Below are 18,714 nucleotides of genomic sequence, written 5' to 3'. Positions count from 1 at the left end.
ATTATTACCAGAAAATTCCAGGACGTGCGGTTTCTTGGACACGCGGCTTTGCGTGGTCCGGGTTCTTTGCAATGTATTCGTCGAAGTCGGCGCGGAACTTTGTGCTGTAGGAAGCTACAGGGCCGCCCAGAGAGATGGACAGCGGACAAATGGTCACGCCACCGAAACCACCGGTAAGGCTCTGCATCAGTTCCACATCGCCGTCGTGACCGTTGCCAGCAACGATCTGATTCAGCATGCGGTGCAGAAGACCGGTACCTTCGCGGCACGGGGTGCACTGGCCACAGGATTCGTGGCTGTAGAAATTACCCAATACATTCAACAGGTCAACCATGTTATGAGTGTCGTTAATGACGATCATAGCACCGGAACCGAACATGGTCTTCATGGAAGCCAGGCATTCGTAATCCATGGTTGCAACCGCAGCTTCTTCTGCAGTTAGAGGAGCGCAAGAAGAACCACCGGGCAGCACAGCCTTCAGCTTGCCACCGACCACGCCACCGGCATATTCGTTGATCATGGTCATCATGGGAGTGCCCAGAGGAGCTTCGTACACGCCCGGATTCTTGACGTCACCGGAAATGCAGAACACCTTGGTACCACCTGCACGGGGAGTACCCATCTTGGCGTATTCGCTGGGGTCGTGCTTCAGGATCCAGGGGAGAGCCATAATGGTTTCTACGTTGTTCACGCAGGTGGGGCTCTTCCATGCACCGCTAACAGCCGGGAAAGGCGGCTTCAGGCGGGGCTGACCCTTCTGGCCTTCGAGAGAGTTAATGAGTGCGGTTTCTTCACCGCAAATGTAGGCGCCAGCACCGCGATGTACGAAGATATCGAAGCTGAACTTGGTTCCGCAGATATTTTCGCCAAGGTAGCCAGCGGCATAAGCCTGGTTCAGAGCCTTGTTGAGGCTTTCGATGCAGGGCAGGAATTCGCCACGGCAGTAGATGTATGCTGCACGGGAACCCAGAGCCCAGGCGGCGATGATAAGGCCTTCGATAAGACGGTGGGGATCTTCCAACATGAGGAAGTGATCCTTGAAGGTACCGCCTTCGCCTTCGTCAGCGTTCACCACGATGTACACGGGCTTGCCGGTTCCGCGGGGCACGAAGCTCCACTTCATACCGGTGGGGAAGCCTGCACCGCCACGGCCACGCAGATTGGTGCGCTGCACGTAGTCGATGAGCTCGAACTGGCTCATATTGAACAAGCGTTCGGAAATATTTTCGTAGCCGCCCAGCTTCTTGTAGACTTCAATGTCCTGGGCGCCCTTGCCGAAGTTTTCAGTACAAACTTTTACGCATTCTGCCATAATTATACCTTCTTCTCTTCAACCGGTTCCGGCTTTTGAGTGGTAACAGCAACAGCGGAAGGCTTAGCCACGCGTTCGCCAGAGGTAGCGATCATGCGATATTCATCGCCAACCTTACCAGCGGCATCCACGAAAGCCTTGTCCTTAACGCCGGGTTCGCCAACGACGACCCAATCATTGCCAGACTTCTTTTCAACCACGATCTTGGTGAATTCCGGAGCACCCTTCCAAGTGAGGGTAGCGCCAGCTGCATCGGCTTCAGCCTTGACGCAGAGAACGGGGCTGGGAGGAGCATAGTCATTGACCTGGGGCTTGGCAGTTGCGCCAGGAGCGCCCGGATGACCGCAATGACCCTTAACAACACCGCCCAGCACGTCGTGCTTGGGAACGTTGTCTGCATGAGCCTTGCACCATTCGACGATACGGTCAATGCTTTCTTCAGTGAGAGTAGTGCCGCGCTTCATCTTCAGCTGACCGTCAACAACGTCGGTAGCGAAGTCATCGTTCACCAGCATCATGGGGCCGTTGCCGCAAGAGCCCAGGCATTCCACCTGGAGAATGGTGAAGAGGCCATCGGAAGTGGTTTCGCCGGACTTGATGCCAAGCTTATTCTCGATGTACTTGATGAGGGGCTGTGCACCCTTGATAGCGCAGCTGATGTTGCGGCAGAACTGCAACATGAACTTGCCCTTGGGAGCATGGTTATACATGGTATAGAAAGTGGCAACGCCAAGAGCATGAGCCGGAGCGCAACCGCAAACGTTAGCAGCCCAGCGGATACCTTCGGTGGGAACCCAGCCGAACACGCCCTGCACAAGCCACAGCACTTCGAGAAGTGCGCCCTGTCCTTCAGGGTAACGGCTCAGCAAGTCAGCGCAACGTTCCTTGATTTCGGAAGTGGAGAGCTTTTCCAGCACTTCCTTGGGATTGGGCTGTTCCTGAATCTTGTTCACGTGGCCAAAGATCTGTGCCGGATCCGGCATAGCACCAATAGGCTGTTCCGGACGATCGAACTTCAGATTGTTGTTTGCAACAAAATGAACTGCACCTTTAATATGTTCACTCATCGGTCAAGTTCTCCTGCAATCATGTTGAGGCCAGGCAAGGTAGCCATAGAGTCGGCCAAGGTAAGACCTTCAACCAGGAAGTTGAAAGCGGAAACGTGAGCGAGACTGGGGGAACGAACCTTGATGCGGTACGGGTGGCCGGAACCATCGGCAATGATGGTGAAGCCAAGTTCGCCGTTAGCGCATTCACTACCGCAGTAGTATTCGCCCTCGGGCACGCGGATGCCTTCGTAAACGCTCTTGAAACGGCCGATGAGGCCTTCCATATCCTGGTAAGCCATCTTGTGAGACGGCACGCGAATACGAGGATCGACAATGTCAACAGGACCCGGAGCGAGACGCTTCAGAGCCTGACGTACAATCTTAACGGATTCTTCGATTTCGTAGAGACGAACCTGGAGACGGTCGTTTGCGTCACCATTGGTGCCAACCACAACGTCCCAGTCATAGGTTTCGTAATCGTAGTAAGGTTCATCCTTACGCAGGTCGCTTTCTACGCCGGTAGCACGGAGCACGGGGCCGGTCCAGCCGTAGCTGATAGCGTCTTCCTTGGAAATCTTGGCAACGCCAACGGTACGATCCAGGAAGATACGGTTACGGTCCAAGCAGGCGTGAAGATCCTTGAGAGCCTTTTCAACAGAGTTGCAGGCTGCCAGGACATCACCTTCGAAACCGCTATAGGTGTCGCGATACAGACCACCGATACGGGCAAAGCTATTGGTCAGACGAGCGCCAGTGAGCTTTTCCCAAATCAACATGATTTCTTCGCGGGGGTTAAATGCGTACATGAACGGAGTGGTACCACCCAAGTCCTGGAATGCAGCGGCCACGCAAATGAAGTGGTCGTTGATTCGGCTTAATTCGTTCACAATAACGCGGAGAACCTTGTTGCGTTCAGGAATTTCAATGCCGAACATATTTTCGACGGCACGGCAGAACGCAATGTTGTTCATCATTGCAGAACAGTAGTTCAGACGGTCAGTGTAGGGAATCACCTGCTGCCAGGTGCCGCGTTCAACCATCTTTTCGAAACCGCGGTGCATAAAGCCAATTTCGCTAACGCCGGCAACGATAGTTTCGCCGTCGAGAGCGGTAAGCAAGCGTACGCAGTGGTGGGTAGCCGGATGAGTGGGACCCACGTTCAGGGACATGAGGCTCAGCTTTTCGCCATTCGGATCTAATACGATCATTTTCTGCTCCCTTCAAGATATTCTTCGTCCACAGGATTGATTTCCTCGGAGCGTTCGATCACCTTGTAACCCTTGGATTCAAGGCGCTTTTCAAGTTCGGGCATCAGGTAGTCGCTAGTGGAAAGCCACTGGCGCTTCTGGGCCGGGTAATCCTTACGGAGAGGATTGCCCACAAATTCAACATGGTTCAACAGGCGGCGGAGGTCCGGGTGACCTTCGAACACAATTCCGAACTGGTCGAAGACTTCGCGTTCCAGCCAATCAGCGCTCTTGTACAGGTCGGTGATGGTGGGGACCTTCAGGTCGGCTTCGCTGACCAGCACCTTAAGACGGATGCGACGACCGGCAACCTTGGTGCTCTTGAAGCTGTAGCTCACTGCAAAGCGAGGACCTTCGTGATTGGGGTAAGTCAGATAGTCGATGCCGGCTTCGTCCAGCAGCATATCCAACTGGGTAGAACTATCGTTCTTCAGGAACTCCACTGCATTGTGGAGGTATTCCTTAGGAATCACCACACAGGCGTCCCACTTGGCCAGAGGTTCGCGCTTGCCGCCGAACTTCTCTTCCAGGAGGGAAACGGTCTTTTCAGCAAAATCCATTTTTACTCCTTCCAGAACTGTGCTTTCTTAATAAGTTTCTGTTCTTTTTCGACCAGGAAATCCTTGGCGGCGGAGACCTTTTCGGCAGCCATGGCCTTAGCCTCGGCCTTGCATTCGGCGGTCTTCACCTTGATCATTTCAAGCTGATCCTTGACGCGTTCCGCACGCTGCTTCATGAAGGATTCGTCCTTGATCTTGTTCTGCAGGTCGAACATGGCGTCGAAGAATGCTTCGGGACGGCTGGGGCAGCCACCGATATAGACGTCGACGGGGATGATATGGTCGATACCCGGAACGGTGCAGTAGCAGTCATAGAAACCGCCGGAGCTTGCGCAGGCGCCCATGGCGATCACCCACTTGGGTTCTGCCATCTGTTCGTACATGCGCTGCAGGATCGGAGCCTGCTTGTATGTAATAGTACCTGACACAAGCAGCACATCGGACTGACGCGGCGTAAAACGCACATATTCAGAACCGATACGGGAAAGGTCATAACGACCCACTTCCGTACTCATGAATTCGATTGCACAGCAAGCCGTACCATAGGGGAACGGCCACAGAGAATTAGTACGGCCCCAGTTGACCAGGAAGTCAAGGGAGGACGTAATGAAATTCGGCTTATCTGCCTCATTTTTCATAGGAGCTTACCTCATTAAATGCCGGCGCAAAGGTAGAAATTTTTGGGGACACCCCAAAGTCCCCATGCCCCCGGAGCCCTCCAAAACACCCCTATACGGCACTTAAACCGTCAAAATTCCACCACCAGCCCAATATTTTTTACAAACAAACGTAAAATTTGACTTTTATCCTTCTTTTTAGGTATATATTAGTATGTGTGATAAAAAACAACATTTAACACGGTCCCGATGGTTTTGCTCAATTTTTGCTTGCACTAAGCACCGCGGATTTTTAAATTTGGCTCGGTTTTGTCTTTAAGACATACAACCGATTAGCTCTTTTTGAGGAAAATTATGGACTTTAGGCTTTGCAGCGACGAATACAAGAGGTTTAGGGAAGGACTTCTCAGCCCCATTACTGCCCCTGAGGTCCTTTTATCGCAGATATCCCGCATGATCGAGCCCATCGCAAGGGCTCTGAACGTCGGTTTCATGGAGTGTGGCCTTATAGCCCCGGTTTCCACCTTCGCCCAGTCCGGCGTCGACGGTAAAATGCTCATTTACCATGACAAGGAAAAGCTCCCCACCCTCCCGACCTGCTCAGACATCGCCGAAGTGATGTCTACAGCCGAAAGCGGCACTTTTACTTTTAACGCCCATCCCGTTGACGGACATAACTTTACAGATCAGGAAAGGGATGCTTTGCAGCTCATCTGCTACGACTGTTTCATCTTGGGCGGACGCGCCCGCCTCATGGGCATGGCAGAACGCGCCAGGACAATCGACTACATGACCGGTGCCGACAACCAGCCCGGCCTCATGAATTTCGTGGGCAGACTGATCAGCCAGAAGAATTTCGTCGGACACACGGGCATCTTCACCAACCTGAAGAATTTTAAGTACATTAACAAGTCTATGAGTCCCCAGGTCGGCGATATCGCCATGAAGGCCTACGTGAACGCCGCCAAGGCAGTTCTCGGCCCCGATGAAATCATATCCCGTCTCGGTGGCGACAATTTCTTCTTCCTGGTCCGAAACGAACATACCGAAGAGATTATCAAGAAATTCTCTTGCCTGGATGTCACCCTGAGCCAGGGGCCCAAGCCCCTCAATTTCAAGATTTCTGCCCGTATGGGCGTCTACGTGGTTCGCGAACAGGACACCGTTTCCGAACTGATGAACTGCAGTTCCATCGCCCTGAATACCGCCAAGAACGTCAAGACCACCGACATTATCCGTTTCAACAACGAAATGCTGGTCGACGCCCTGCACCAGAGAGAAATTTCCAGCGAATTCCAGAACGCCCTCAAGAGCAAGGAATTCATGGTCTATTATCAGCCCAAGGTCGACCTGATTACCAAGCAGTTGTGCGGTTCCGAAGCGCTGGTCCGCTGGCTCCGCCACAGGACTGTAGTCCCCCCTGCAGATTTCCTGCCCATCCTGGAACGTGAAGGAACCGTCTGTCAGCTGGATTTCTACGTATTTGAATGCGTCTGCAGCGACATCCGTAAGTGGGTAAACTCCGGCATCGAACCGGTCCGTACTTCAGTGAACTTCTCCAAGTTGCACCTGAAGAACCCCAATTTCTCGGAAGATTTCTTCGCCATCATGAACAAGTACGAAGTCGAAAGCAAGTACTTGGAAGTGGAACTGACCGAAGTGTCCGACTATGATGATTTCGTAGCCATGCAGAAGTTCATTGGCGCCATGCGCAGCCACGGAATTTCCGTTTCCATCGACGATTTCGGCACCGGATATTCCACCCTGAATGTCATCAAGAACTTCGACTTCAACGTGGTCAAGCTGGACAAATCCCTGTTGGACAACATCGGAAAGGCCGGTTCCCAGGACGAAATCGTGCTGAAGAACGTGGTCAACATGGCCAAGGAAATGGACAAGGAAGTCATTGCCGAAGGCGTGGAAAACGAAGAACAGGCCAAGTTCCTCCACGACGTGAACTGCCGCCACGTACAGGGATTCCTCTTCGACAAGCCTCTGAGCCGTGACGACTTCGAGAAGCGCCTTACCGGCGAAAAGATGTACTAATAAGGGTTAACGAAGACAATTCCGTCTGACTTTTATAAGGGTCCCCGATTATCGGGGGCTTTTTTATTTGTGCGCCTCGGCACATGTTCTCAAAAACTTTCTCATGTTTTAAATATTTTATGCTATATTATAGTTGTGGAAAAATTTGTTGACATCTATCAGTTTACGCACTTTCGCAAGTATCTAGAAGAATACCAGGCCGCCCGCGCACAGCAGGAGCCCGGTTTTACCCGCACCGAAATTTGCAACCTGCTGGGCATGGAAAAGAGCCGCAGCTACTTCGCCGATGTTCTCAGAGGCAAGAAAGTTAGCCCCCGCATGGTGACCAAGTTCATCGAAGTCCTGGGCCTCGAAAAGAAAGAAGCAAGATACTTCGAGACCATGGTCCAGGTGGATCAGGCCAAGAACGACACCATCCGCAAGGCCGCCATGGAAGAACTGCTGCGTCAACACCCCAACCCGCAGCACATCATCAACACAGACGCCTACGAATATTACAACCACTGGTATCATAGCGCCCTGTTCGCCATTCTGGACGCCATGGATGTGGGCGACGATATGGCCCCAGTGCAGAAACGAATTTTCCCAAAGGTTCCCCTGGGCAAGTTGAGCGACAGCCTGGAACTTTTGCAGCGTCTGGGTCTCGCCCGCAAGAACGAGGAAGGTTTCTGGAAACCCACCCGGGAGTCCATTTCCAGCGGACCTTACAACAACGCGGAACTGATCAAGCAGTATCAGTTGCAATGCTTTGAACTTTCCAAGCAGGCCCTGATTACGCCGCCCAAGTCCCCCACTGTCATGAGTACCATGACCTTCAGCATTTCAAGCGAAGCCTACAAGGACCTGGAAGCCGCCGTGCAGGAATTCAAGGCCAAGGCACGACGCATCATCGGCGAAGACAAGGCCAAGGCCGACAGCGTCTATCAACTGAACTTACACCTGTTTTCTAACCTGGATCCGGAGGGCAAGTAATGAAATTACGAATTATGAATTACGAATTACGAAAGATTCGTGGTTTCGTTGCAAGCATGAGCATCGCTGCATTGTGCTCAGCAAGTGTCATGGGCTGTTCCGACAACGGAACCGATACCGCAGGCGTTTTGACCGAGACTGAATCCGGACAGACGGCAACCATTGACGAAAACGGCGACAAGATTGTAAACGTAGATGGTTGCAGCACCAGCATTCCAAACTCCTTAAGGAAAAACGCCTCATTGCAAGATGCCGAGTATGGAACAGAGCTTGCATGCATTTCCTTCATCCGAGATTACGCCCAGGCAAGGGTAAAGGGCTCTGCTGTAGACACTGACGGCAATCCGCTGAAAAACACCCGCGTCCTCTTAAAGAGAATTGAAGGAGACTATGATGTCGGAAATGGCCTAAGCCACGAAACATCCGTAAGAGAAACTTCTACAGACAATAACGGAAATTTCGTTTTTGACGATGTCGTTTACAAAGCGACCTACCTTAACATTGATCCCATCGACGAAAGTTTTGAGAGGAACGAAAAGGGCCAGGCCGTCGTTTATATTCGCTACGCCCTCATGATCGGATCAGAAAATGATTCCCTCGCAAGCTACAGCAAGCTGGACCTGAAGAATGCTGAGCGAATTTCTGACGACGATGGCAAATACCTAGAAATCAAACCGCAAGAAATCCGCAAGACTACAAACCTGGAAATTCAATTCAACAAGAACGATTTCTCGGCAAGCGATAAAGTCTGTCTGGACTTTTCCAATGCTTGCCATGTTCTTACCGAAGATGAGTTGACTGCGGGAAGTTTCCTCATGGAAAACATCCCCGAAGGCATTTACCAGAACCTCTGCACATACGTCACGAATGCGGCAGGAACATCATCGGAATACACCAACGCCATTTGCAAGTCCTTGAGCATTCCTGTCATCACCAAGGAGCCCTCAAATTCCTTGTCATTCGTTATTCCTGAAACCGCACTGGCATTGCTTGATTCCTTCAGCAACAAGACTCTAGATAAAGTTCTGGCGCAATATTCCTTCGACAAGGATATAAGCGTCCCCATTTTGGTCAACGGGAACAGTATTTCAAAATCAACGTTCATCGAAAGCAACGGGAGAGAAAACCGCTATTGGGCAGAAATCAACTTAAATGCACAAGATACAGCGACCTACAATATTGTTGATGCATCCGATTTAGGGATTTCCTCCAATATATTTGTCGCCCAAAGTTCTGCACAGGACACCGTCATTGACAAAGGCCACTATGAGCGCAAGAATATCGGATATAGCTTCAAGATAAAGGTTGACGGAAGCAACGAAAATTACGAATCTGCGTTCATCAGCGTTCTTGATAGTATCAGTGACGAAAAAAAGTTGACTATCGGCTATGAAATCGGGCAATGCGAAACAGACCCCAAGAGCATCTGCTCACGAATCTATAGCGGCCTTGACGGCTCCGTTACGGACACGACAATTTACGGAAAGGCAGCAATCCTAGACGGAGGCGAGCACATCTACTCCATCGCTTTTGTGGGAGTACACTTGACCATCGCTGTTGACGGCAAAATAATCCGTGACACAGATCTAAAAGTCAACGACCATTTTGGATCGTGGATCAATAGTTCCCCAATCGTCATTGGAGATGCAAAATTGAGAGACTTTGTCGTGTTCAAGATAGATGAAGGCATCAAACAAGAACGCGACAACAATTGGAACCGTCTCAAAGCCTGGCTCATCGCCTTCCAGGAACTGCAAAAGTAGGTTTCGGGGACGGCATTGAAAGAAATGCTTTGCAAAAAAGGCGGTGGCAAGCGATCTTTTTATTTGATAGCCACCGCCAAAAATACTTCGCCCACAAAATCGGCTTTAAAGTTTTTATATTAAACCTTATGAAGAAACTCGTCCACGACAAGACCAAGTGCTTGAAGTGCGCCGGCTGCGTCGGCGTATGCTCCAAGATGGCCCTAGACATGTACGGTCTGGATTTGCAGATCGATTACGAAAAGTGCGTCCGCTGCGGACTTTGCACCAACACCTGCCCCGTAGGAGCCCTCAAGATCATGGAGGTGGACAATGCTTGATAACAAGTATGACGTAGTGGTGATTGGCGCAGGCCCCGGTGGTTCTGTAGCCGCCCGCAATGTAGCCAAGGCAGGCCTCAAGACCTTGCTCCTTGAAAAGCGTGAACGCATCGGCTACCCTGTACGCTGCGGTGAAGCCAGCACCAGCATGAAGGACCTGCAGACTTACGGCCCCATCGACGAAGACTGCATCGAAACCATTATCAACGGTCTTTATATCTACGGCCCCAACGGCGTGAACATCGAAGTGCCCAAGCCGGCTACTGGCATCATGCTGAACCGCGAAAAGTTTGACCCGTGGCTGGCCAAACTTGCAGCCGACGACGGTGCCGAAGTTGTTACCTGCGCCCGCGCTGAATTTGTAAGCGACGTTGAATCCGCAGGCAATGACGGCTACCGCAGGGTCCGTGTCGTGTTGGGCAAGGGCAACGGCGACGGATCTGTCACCGCCGAATCCACTCAGGAAATTTTGGCCAAGATGGTCATTGCCGCCGACGGTGTCGAAAGCCGTATCGGCCGCATGGTCGGACTGGACTGCATCCAGAAGCCGGGCATGACTTGCAACGGTATCGACTTCCATGTGAAGGGTATGCTGACCCGCCCCGACTACCTGACCTTCTGGCAGGGCCATGATTTTATCAATGACGGTTACATCTGGAGCTTCCCCAAGCAGAAGTCCAACATGACCAAGTTTGGCGCAGGCTTCCTGATTCCCCACAAGAACGAAACCATTTACGACGTAACCCTGGAATGGCTGCACAAGCTGTTCCCCGGCGCAGAAATTGACCATGTGGTCGGCGGCGTGATTCCCGTTTCCAGCGTCTTGAAGGACTATACCCTGGACCGCTTCGCCCTGGTGGGCGACGCCGCCCATCATACCAATCCGCTTACGGGCGGCGGCATTGCGGCAGCAATGCGCGCGGGCCGATTCTGCGCCCAGACCGTGGTTGAAGCATTCAAGGAAGACAATCTTTCCAAGCAGTTCCTGAAGACTTACGAAAAGCGCTGCTACGACTACTTTGGCAAGATGCACGACTTCGAATACAAGTTCCGCAGATTCCTGCTGGAACTGAACCGCGAAGACCAGGTTGGGCTCTACAAGGTGCTGCAGGGCTTCGCCTTGAGCGGCTACAAGAAGTCCGCCTTCCTGAAAACTCCCATCCAGACAGCCAAATATCTCTACAAGTTTACCAAATTCAAGGCCTAAACCCCTGAATATTGTCAAAAAGACTAAGGTTTCCGCAATAGCGGGAACCTTTTTTGATGGATTAAGTTATATCTATTATACTAAGAAGGATTTTTATGAAAAAAGGTTTCACTCTTATTGAAGTTATGGTGGTAATCGTAATCCTCGGCGTTCTTGCAGCCGTAGGTACCCCCAAACTGTTCAACTCCATAGCCAAGGCCAAGGCAAGTGAAGTTCCCGTAGCCGCCTCTGGTTACGTCAAGCTCCAGGACATCTACCTGGCAGAAAACTCAGCCCTAGGCAACTGGAAAACTATCGGCTACATCGCCCCCGGGAACGGTTCCACAGAAAATTTCTGCTACAGCCAGGGAGCCATTACCGATGAAAAGATTTCTCGGGAAGGACTGAGCGCAAGTCTTATCGGATGGGGAGCCACCAACCTGGTTGCGCTTAACGAATGCGGTATGCGAAGCTGGTGGTCTATCGAGATGACCCCTTCCAGCCAAAATTCTGTCAGTTTCAACTACAATCTCAGCTATGAGCCCTGTCTCGCATTTACCTCTAACTGGCAAATCGGCAACACTCTAATCGGAGACTGCGCGAACGCCACGCAAATTTCTGCTAGCGGTAGCGATGATAACAACTTCACCGATAAGACAGATGACGGTGCAGACGGCAAAACCGACAATAAAACCGACAACAACACAAATACAAATACAGGCAATCAATCATCCGACAAACAAGCATTGGATGCAGCCCGTAAAGCCTACACTTCTTGCACCCACTGTTCTAATGAAGAGAAAGAACGTCTGAAGGAAGCCTGGGACAACGCCAAGGAGAAATGCAAAGCCTCCTACGGCAACGCATCCTGCAGCTAAAAGAATTTTAAAACAACTGATCCACTTTCGTCTTGGCAAGCGTTCTATTATAGATGATACGCTTGCCTTTTACGTTGTCAGAAACGCAGACGTGGTCCTTGGGCGGTTTCAGCAGCGAAGTCACAAGGTGAGCCGCCACCGTCTCGGCGTGTACCGGTCTAAAGAAGCTGGGCACCAGCATAGGATTCTTGCCAAAGAGTTTCTGCATCAGTTCTTCACCGATTCGACGGTCCTTGTGTTTACCCAACAGCAAGGACGGACGGACCAGGGTCAGTGTTTCGAAGTTCATCATGGTCAGACCGTCTTCCAGCATACCCTTCAGTCGATTATAGAAGAAGGGGGAATGGGAATCTGCCCCCATGGCACTAACGCAAAGGAAGTTCTTGACCCCCGCCCTTTTGGCGATGGCCGCACAGGTCAAGGGCAAACGGGTATCGATACGTTCCTGTTCCGCCTTGGATCCCGCCTGTTTGATGGTCGTCCCCAGACAGCAGATTACGGCTTCACAGCCTAAAAATCCGGCGAGTAATTTCTTATTTCCTTCACCGTCTGCGGCAAGTTTCCCGAAGTCCACCACCTCAAAATCCAATTTTGACGCACCCTGTAAAATACCCATGGACGTAAGGTCAGGCGCGCCATCTGTTCCAGGTATCGTACGTACAGGGCAATAAACCCGTACAACCTGGTCTAGGCGGGACAGAAGTTCGACCACATTTTTACCAATAAGGCCTGTAGATCCAAGAACTGCAACTTTCATGGCTATAAAATAAAAAAGCTAGTTGTGATTTATCCAACAAAAAACCCTTTTATAATCCCCTATGCCTTTATATAATCCCCATTTTTTTCTAAACTTCATGTAAGAAAATTTTAACCACAAACCCATAGGGATGTCTTATGGCAAAAGCAACTAAGAAAGTAGAAGCCCCCGTGCTCGGCACCGATGCGGAATCCTTCCGTAAGGCCTTTACCGACCACATTCATCACACCTTGGCCCGTAACAGCGTTACTGTTACCGACCACGAAAAGTTCCTGGCAGTGGCATACGCCGTCCGTGACCGTCTGGTAGACCGCTGGATCAAGACCCAGGAAACCTACTACGAAAAGGACGTGAAGCGCGTCTACTATCTGTCTCTGGAATTTTTGATCGGCCGTACCCTCGGCAACTCCGTTCTGAACCTGGACGTCGAAGGTGCTGTGACCGAAGCTCTCGATGAACTGGGCATGAGCCTGGAAGACCTCCGCGAACAGGAAGTGGACGCAGGTCTCGGTAACGGCGGTCTCGGCCGTCTCGCCGCTTGCTTCCTGGATTCCATGGCAACTCTCGAACTCCCCGCCACCGGTATGGGCATCCGTTATGAATACGGCATGTTCAGCCAGAAGATCGTGAACGGCGAACAGGAAGAACAGCCGGATAACTGGCTGCGTCTCCCCAACCCGTGGGAAATCGCTCGCCCGGCTAACGCAATCAAGGTTCCTTTCTACGGCTACGTCGTTAGCTGGATGGACGAAAAGGGCAAGCTCCGCAACCGTTGGGAAACCAAGGACTACGTCCTGGCCCTCCCCTACGATACTCCGATTCCGGGTTACAAGAACAACACCGTGAACAACCTGCGCCTCTGGAGCGCCAAGTCCACCGACGACTTCGGCCTCTCCTACTTCAACAACGGTGACTACATCGCCGCTGTGCAGGACATGGAACTTTCCGAAACCATTTCCAAGGTTCTCTACCCGAATGACTCCTCCATGAACGGTAAGGAACTGCGCCTCAAGCAGCAGTACTTCCTCTGCTCCGCTTCTCTGCAGGACATCATCAAGCGCTTCAAGAAGCTCCACAACAACGACTGGAAGATGTTCCCCGAAAAGGTGGCTATCCAGCTGAACGACACCCATCCGGCAATCTCCATCGCCGAAATGATGCGCATCCTCCTGGACGAAGAAAACCTGGAATGGGATGAAGCATGGGAAATCGTCACCAAGACTTTCGCATACACCAACCACACCTTGATGCCGGAAGCTCTGGAAAAGTGGCCCGTCAGCCTCTTCGAAAAGCTGCTCCCCCGCCATCTCCAGATCATCTTCGAAATCAACGCCCGCTTCCTGCGCATGGTTTCCCTCAAGTGGCCCGGCGACAACGCACGTCTCGGCCGCATGAGCCTCATCGAAGAAGGTGGCTGCAAGATGATCCGCATGGCATACCTCTCCATCGTAGGTTCCTACGCTGTGAACGGTGTGGCCGCTCTGCACTCCGACCTTCTCAAGACCACCCTGTTCAAGGACTTCTACGAACTGTGGCCTGAAAAGTTCAACAACAAGACTAACGGCGTTACTCCTCGCCGCTGGGTCCGCAAGGCTAACCCGGCTATGTCTGACCTCATCACCTCCAAGATCGGTGACTCCTGGGTTAAGGACCTGGACGATCTGCGCAAGCTGGAAAAGCTGGCCAAGGACGCCAAGTTCCAGAAGGCCTTCATGGACGTGAAGAAGCAGAACAAGGAACGCCTGGCCAAGTACCTGAAGGAAGCACAGGGTGTCGAACTGGATACCAACATGTTCTTCGACGTCCAGGTCAAGCGTATTCACGAATACAAGCGCCAGCTGTTGAACATCCTCCACGCTATCCACCTGTACATCCAGATCAAGGACGGCAAGGAAATCATGCCGCGTACCATCATGATCGGTGGTAAGTCCGCTCCGGGTTACTGGATGGCTAAGCAGATCATCCGTCTTGCAAACGCTGTCGCAGCAATCATCGATGCTGATCCGGCATGTAAGGGCAAGCTGAAGATGGTCTTCCTGGAAAACTACCGCGTTTCCTTCGCAGAAAAGATCATCCCGGCAGCAGACCTGTCCGAACAGATCTCCACTGCAGGTACCGAAGCTTCTGGTACCGGTAACATGAAGTTCGCCCTCAACGGCGCTCTCACCATCGGTACTCTCGATGGCGCTAACGTCGAAATGAAGGAAGAAGTCGGCGACGAAAACATCTTCATCTTCGGTCTCACCGTTGAAGAAGTGACCGACCTTCTCGCTAAGGGCTACCGTCCTCGCGACTTCTACGAATCCGACGACGATCTCCGTCGCGTGATCGACCTGATCGGCTCTGGCTTCTTCAGCCCGGATCGTCCGGACCTGTTCAAGCACATTGCAGACAAGCTCCTGACCCACGACCCGTACATGCTCTGCGCAGACTTCCGTAGCTACGTCGACATGCAGAAGAAGGTCGCAGAAGCTTACCAGGACAAGAAGCACTGGGCAGAAATGGCTATCCTGAACGTGGCTCGCATGGGCAAGTTCAGCTCTGACCGTACCATCGACCAGTACGCTAAGGAAATCTGGAACGCCAAGGCTTGCAGCATCAAGCTGTAATTAGCGTAGAGGATAAAGTTTAAAGGTTAAAGATATTTCTTTACACTTTAAACTTTCCGCTTTAAGCTAAAAAAGTCCCGCGGTTTTGCCGCGGGCTTTTTTCGTATTTGCTCCGCGGACTTTTCGGACATATTGCCTCATCGTCATTTTGACATATATCACACTGGAATAGTCCAAAAACGTTATTCTTATTACATAATTTCAAAACGGTTTAACATTTTTTACATTTTTCGCTGTGATTCTATTCACATCAATAAAAGTTTTGTTATTTTCAAAATATGACTAAGGAATACCTTAAGGAGTTTGAGCTCACCGCCAATGCCTTTACGTTGAAGGCCATTGGTTTTACGGCTGCGCTGTTCGGCGTGGTCTGGGTTCTAAATCTCCTGAGCATATTCATCGTGGAGCAGTCCATTATGAATATCGGCTTCTTCGGAAGCATCCTTATCAATGCCATCACATTTAGCGTGGCCCGCGTTCTCGGCTTGGGCGATAGCCGCACCAAGTACGTAGCCCTATTCTTTGCCACGGTCAGTTTCCAGTTCATCGCTGTCATGCTGACTTACCACGCGTTGCTGATTACCATATTCCCGATTCTCCTATCGGTGCAGTACCGCAGCAAGAAGGTGATCCGGTTCGCCTACATCCTGACTTTAATCGGCCACATTGTCAACGTATATGGCGGCTACTATTTCGGCCTGTGCAACGGCAACATGCTGCTGTTCACCGCCAACACCACCGAATATTATATTCAGCAGATTGTAGCGGGAACCTTCGGACCCAATGATCCGGGCATGCCCATCAACCTCGCCCTGTTCGTATTCTTCATCGTGCCCCAGTGGTTCATATTGATTTCGTTCCTGCCGGTCCTGTTCCACATCTCCAAGCAGATTGAATCCCGCACCCAGCGCGAAATGGCCTTAGGCCAGAAAACCGACATCGACTTCATGACAGGCGTCTTCAACCGAATCTGCTTCGACCGCCTCACCAAGGAATTCTACCCCACCCTCAAGAGCATTTCCGTAATCGTCTGGGACATCAACGATCTCAAGCGGATCAACGATCTCCACGGGCAAAGCGTTGGCGACACGCTGGTAGCCATGACCGCTGATTCCATCAAGATTCTGCAGACTCCCACACAGCGCCTATTCCGTTACGGCGGCGACCGCTTTATCCTTATTATTGAAAATTCCACCAAGGGCGACATCAACAGGGCCCTTCTAAAGTGGAACGTCAAGGTGGATCAGCTGAACAGCGGTTCTTCAATCAAGATTTCTGCAGCGGTGGGCTACTCCCAGGGCAAGGGCGACGACCTGGAATATCTGATCAAGGACGCCAGCCACATGATGTACAACCACAAGAGCACTACCAAGATGCAAGCCATTTAATGGTGGACGTCTGATAGGGAATGCAAACTTTTAAACCCCGCCAAGGCGGGGCCTTTTTTATAGTTAGACGAAATTCATCTAAGACGCCAATAATTCATCCCTTAATCGCCGAAGCCTCTCCAGTGGCAAGAATTACGGCATTGGCGGCATTCAACAAGGCGCGATTTCCCCACTCACCGCAAGCCCCCGCCAACAATTTCAAAAAGAACCGATGTTCGTTATCCAGCGAATCGGGAATGTGGGCCACATCTCCAGAAGACGTATAATGAACAAGGCTCACAGAATAGTCAAAACCGGGATCGTCCCCATTACGACCAAATTCAGCAGAAATGGTCCGGGCATCATGTTCACTATCGCGGTCGGCCATAAACTCCGCCTCAACGCCGGCAAACTCACCAGACACCACCTTGAGGCTCATACGGATGCGGTCACCACAGGCGCATCCACGGCCGTCATCGACCATCACCACGTCTCTAGCGTCAAACAGATTCAGGAACAGGCTGACGTCATGAACCAGCAGGTCCAACGCCACATCCACATCACGACACCGGGGGCTGTAACCATGTTCGCGACGGAATTCCAGCTTGACCTTCAGAGGAGCAGGTCCAGAAGCGGCCTTTTTCAGGTCCACCAGCAGGTGCTTACGGAAGTTCAGGAAAATAGGGTTATAGCACTCGGACTGGGCCACAAAAAGAAGAGTCTCGTTCTCTTGGGCCAACTTCACGAGTTCTCGGGCCTGGTCAGCAGAAACAGCCAACGGTTTTTCTACCAGCACGGGGATCCGACGTTCCAGAAAGAACCTGGCATATTCGTAATGGGTCGACGCAGGGGACGCCACCACCGCAAAATCCGGGCGGGTCCACTTTTCCTGCTTCAAGATTTCAGCAGCATCCATATCCAGAGTTTCCGTAAAACGGACTCCGTTTTCTTCGAAGCGGGAACGATGACGCTTGCCCATCGTGCCGCAACCAATCAATATGGCGGTGCGCTCATTCATAATCAAACCATATTTAACAACTTTGTCGTTTTGGCGACTTTCAATTAAGTCATCTTATAGTATTTTTTCGGCGTGAATCCCGAAGTACTCCTAGAACTTGCCAACACCACCATGCCGTTTGGCCGCTATCAAGGCGTAAGGCTTATCGACTTACCCGAACCCTATGTAGTGTGGTACCATTCCAAAGGTTTCCCAAACGGTCACCTGGGAGAATTACTGGGACTGCTGTACGAAATCAAGGTCAACGGTCTAGAACCGCTATTGGAACCTCTAAAGCAGCCTCTTGTACCAAAGGCCACAAAAGTCGCCCGAGTCATCATGAACAACCCCACGTCTGCCGCCCTGGAAAAGGCAAGACAACTCCGCCAGGAAAATTCTCCCGACTCCATGGACCCGCAGTTGGCAAAGGCATTGGCCGCCCTCAAGGAATCCATACGCTAGCCTTATTGCAGGGAATCTCCGCAGTTTTTATATTTGGGAAAAATCAAGAGAGTTTCAAATGGCCGCAGAAATCAAGAAGACAAATGTCGCACGCATCCTGGACAAGCAGAAAATTTCCTACGAACTGATTCCCTATGTGGTGGACGAAAATGACCTGGGCGCACAGCATGTAGCCGACTCCCTGGGCGAAGACATCAACCAGGTTTTCAAGACCATCCTTGTTCATGGCGACAAGATCGGTTACCTCATGTGTGTGGTGCCGGGCAATCTCGAAGTTGACCTGAAGGGTGCCGCCAAGGTTAGCGGCAACAAGAAAATCGAAACTGTTCCCCTGAAAGATTTGACTCCGCTGACAGGCTATATCCGTGGCGGTTGCAGCCCCCTTGGCCTGAAGAAGAACTTCCCTATTTTTATGCACGAGACCTGCAACAACTTCCCCTACATTTACGTGAGCGCCGGTGAACGTGGACTGCAGCTGAAGATCGCCCCCGCCGACCTGATCAAGGCCTGCCGCGCCACCGTGGGCAGCATCGCCCGCGTTCCGCCCGAAGCCCCCCAGGACTAGTTAGACA

General features: G+C 51.6%; 16 protein-coding genes and 1 pseudogene. 10 read left to right on the top strand and 7 right to left on the bottom strand.

Annotation, left to right across the window (positions count from 1 at the left end; all coding sequences use genetic code 11):
* Positions 1-4 precede the first annotated feature (4 nt).
* The 5 genes and pseudogenes from nuoF to BUB38_RS08755 all read right to left on the bottom strand — a co-directional run.
* A complete protein-coding gene (gene nuoF / locus BUB38_RS08775; protein ID WP_073159648.1) occupies positions 5-1,312 on the bottom strand; it encodes an NADH-quinone oxidoreductase subunit NuoF in 1,308 nt (435 codons plus the stop codon).
* Positions 1,313-1,314: 2 nt separating this feature from the next.
* Positions 1,315-2,379: a complex I 24 kDa subunit family protein gene (locus BUB38_RS08770; RefSeq protein WP_073159646.1), complete on the bottom strand. Its 1,065-nt coding sequence runs from the start codon at positions 2,377-2,379 to the stop codon at positions 1,315-1,317.
* Complete coding sequence (locus BUB38_RS08765) at positions 2,376-3,569, bottom strand: NADH-quinone oxidoreductase subunit D (RefSeq protein WP_073159644.1); 1,194 nt, start codon at positions 3,567-3,569, stop codon at positions 2,376-2,378. The genes BUB38_RS08770 and BUB38_RS08765 overlap by 4 nt, the downstream gene beginning before the upstream one ends.
* A complete protein-coding gene (locus BUB38_RS08760) occupies positions 3,566-4,168 on the bottom strand; it encodes an NADH-quinone oxidoreductase subunit C (RefSeq protein ID WP_073159642.1) in 603 nt (200 codons plus the stop codon). The genes BUB38_RS08765 and BUB38_RS08760 overlap by 4 nt, the downstream gene beginning before the upstream one ends.
* Before the next feature lie 137 nt (positions 4,169-4,305).
* Positions 4,306-4,806: pseudogene (locus BUB38_RS08755) on the bottom strand (NADH-quinone oxidoreductase subunit B); the annotation flags it as partial.
* 333 nt (positions 4,807-5,139) lie between these two features.
* Here BUB38_RS08755 and BUB38_RS08750 point away from each other — a divergent pair.
* The 6 genes from BUB38_RS08750 to BUB38_RS08725 all read left to right on the top strand — a co-directional run bounded on the left by BUB38_RS08750 (position 5,140) and on the right by BUB38_RS08725 (position 11,950).
* Positions 5,140-6,831: a GGDEF domain-containing phosphodiesterase gene (locus tag BUB38_RS08750; RefSeq protein ID WP_073159638.1), complete on the top strand. Its 1,692-nt coding sequence runs from the start codon at positions 5,140-5,142 to the stop codon at positions 6,829-6,831.
* 135 nt (positions 6,832-6,966) lie between these two features.
* Positions 6,967-7,803, top strand: coding sequence for a TIGR02147 family protein (locus BUB38_RS08745; RefSeq protein ID WP_073159636.1), 837 nt, complete (start codon positions 6,967-6,969; stop codon positions 7,801-7,803).
* A gap of 14 nt (positions 7,804-7,817) precedes the next feature.
* Positions 7,818-9,566: a peptidase associated/transthyretin-like domain-containing protein gene (locus BUB38_RS08740; protein ID WP_073159634.1), complete on the top strand. Its 1,749-nt coding sequence runs from the start codon at positions 7,818-7,820 to the stop codon at positions 9,564-9,566.
* A gap of 128 nt (positions 9,567-9,694) precedes the next feature.
* Entirely contained in the window at positions 9,695-9,886 is a 192-nt protein-coding gene (locus BUB38_RS08735) for a 4Fe-4S binding protein (RefSeq protein ID WP_073159632.1), read from the top strand.
* Positions 9,879-11,093 (top strand): NAD(P)/FAD-dependent oxidoreductase, encoded by a 1,215-nt coding sequence (locus BUB38_RS08730; RefSeq protein ID WP_073159630.1) that lies wholly within the window; start codon positions 9,879-9,881, stop codon positions 11,091-11,093. The genes BUB38_RS08735 and BUB38_RS08730 overlap by 8 nt, the downstream gene beginning before the upstream one ends.
* A gap of 95 nt (positions 11,094-11,188) precedes the next feature.
* A complete protein-coding gene (locus BUB38_RS08725; RefSeq protein ID WP_073159628.1) occupies positions 11,189-11,950 on the top strand; it encodes a pilin in 762 nt (253 codons plus the stop codon).
* Between the two features lie 7 nt (positions 11,951-11,957).
* On the opposite strand, the gene BUB38_RS08720 is transcribed toward BUB38_RS08725, so the two are convergent.
* Positions 11,958-12,707 (bottom strand): Rossmann-fold NAD(P)-binding domain-containing protein, encoded by a 750-nt coding sequence (locus tag BUB38_RS08720; protein ID WP_073159627.1) that lies wholly within the window; start codon positions 12,705-12,707, stop codon positions 11,958-11,960.
* Between the two features lie 137 nt (positions 12,708-12,844).
* Between BUB38_RS08720 and BUB38_RS08715 the strand changes: the two genes are divergently transcribed.
* Together BUB38_RS08715 and BUB38_RS08710 are read left to right on the top strand one after the other, a co-directional pair.
* Positions 12,845-15,316, top strand: a complete 2,472-nt coding sequence (locus BUB38_RS08715; protein ID WP_073159625.1) for a glycogen/starch/alpha-glucan phosphorylase — start codon at positions 12,845-12,847, stop codon at positions 15,314-15,316.
* A gap of 278 nt (positions 15,317-15,594) precedes the next feature.
* Entirely contained in the window at positions 15,595-16,704 is a 1,110-nt protein-coding gene (locus BUB38_RS08710) for a GGDEF domain-containing protein (protein ID WP_073159623.1), read from the top strand.
* A gap of 94 nt (positions 16,705-16,798) precedes the next feature.
* On the opposite strand, the gene BUB38_RS08705 is transcribed toward BUB38_RS08710, so the two are convergent.
* Positions 16,799-17,701, bottom strand: coding sequence for a Gfo/Idh/MocA family protein (locus BUB38_RS08705; protein ID WP_073159621.1), 903 nt, complete (start codon positions 17,699-17,701; stop codon positions 16,799-16,801).
* A 72-nt stretch (positions 17,702-17,773) separates the two neighbouring features.
* Between BUB38_RS08705 and BUB38_RS17000 the strand changes: the two genes are divergently transcribed.
* Positions 17,774-18,142, top strand: a complete 369-nt coding sequence (locus BUB38_RS17000; RefSeq protein ID WP_073159619.1) for a DUF3820 family protein — start codon at positions 17,774-17,776, stop codon at positions 18,140-18,142.
* 58 nt (positions 18,143-18,200) lie between these two features.
* On the top strand, positions 18,201-18,707 hold the full coding sequence (ybaK, locus tag BUB38_RS08695) for a Cys-tRNA(Pro) deacylase (RefSeq protein ID WP_073159617.1): 507 nt from the start codon (positions 18,201-18,203) through the stop codon (positions 18,705-18,707).
* The last annotated feature ends 7 nt before the right edge of the window (positions 18,708-18,714 follow it).

This window comes from Fibrobacter sp. UWH5 (genome assembly GCF_900142505.1).
Lineage (GTDB): Bacteria > Fibrobacterota > Fibrobacteria > Fibrobacterales > Fibrobacteraceae > Fibrobacter.
Note: the sequence above shows the minus strand (reverse complement) of the source record. Positions and strands in the feature narration are given on the sequence as shown.

Coding starts and splice junctions, on each gene's coding strand:
- nuoF (WP_073159648.1), bottom strand. CDS start 1,312: ATGGCAGAATGCGTAAAAGTTTGTACTGAAAACTTCGGCAAGGGCGCC.
- BUB38_RS08770 (WP_073159646.1), bottom strand. CDS start 2,379: ATGAGTGAACATATTAAAGGTGCAGTTCATTTTGTTGCAAACAACAAT.
- BUB38_RS08765 (WP_073159644.1), bottom strand. CDS start 3,569: ATGATCGTATTAGATCCGAATGGCGAAAAGCTGAGCCTCATGTCCCTG.
- BUB38_RS08760 (WP_073159642.1), bottom strand. CDS start 4,168: ATGGATTTTGCTGAAAAGACCGTTTCCCTCCTGGAAGAGAAGTTCGGC.
- BUB38_RS08750 (WP_073159638.1), top strand. CDS start 5,140: ATGGACTTTAGGCTTTGCAGCGACGAATACAAGAGGTTTAGGGAAGGA.
- BUB38_RS08740 (WP_073159634.1), top strand. CDS start 7,818: ATGAATTACGAATTACGAAAGATTCGTGGTTTCGTTGCAAGCATGAGC.
- BUB38_RS08735 (WP_073159632.1), top strand. CDS start 9,695: ATGAAGAAACTCGTCCACGACAAGACCAAGTGCTTGAAGTGCGCCGGC.
- BUB38_RS08730 (WP_073159630.1), top strand. CDS start 9,879: ATGCTTGATAACAAGTATGACGTAGTGGTGATTGGCGCAGGCCCCGGT.
- BUB38_RS08725 (WP_073159628.1), top strand. CDS start 11,189: ATGAAAAAAGGTTTCACTCTTATTGAAGTTATGGTGGTAATCGTAATC.
- BUB38_RS08720 (WP_073159627.1), bottom strand. CDS start 12,707: ATGAAAGTTGCAGTTCTTGGATCTACAGGCCTTATTGGTAAAAATGTG.
- BUB38_RS08715 (WP_073159625.1), top strand. CDS start 12,845: ATGGCAAAAGCAACTAAGAAAGTAGAAGCCCCCGTGCTCGGCACCGAT.
- BUB38_RS08710 (WP_073159623.1), top strand. CDS start 15,595: ATGACTAAGGAATACCTTAAGGAGTTTGAGCTCACCGCCAATGCCTTT.
- BUB38_RS08705 (WP_073159621.1), bottom strand. CDS start 17,701: ATGAATGAGCGCACCGCCATATTGATTGGTTGCGGCACGATGGGCAAG.
- ybaK (WP_073159617.1), top strand. CDS start 18,201: ATGGCCGCAGAAATCAAGAAGACAAATGTCGCACGCATCCTGGACAAG.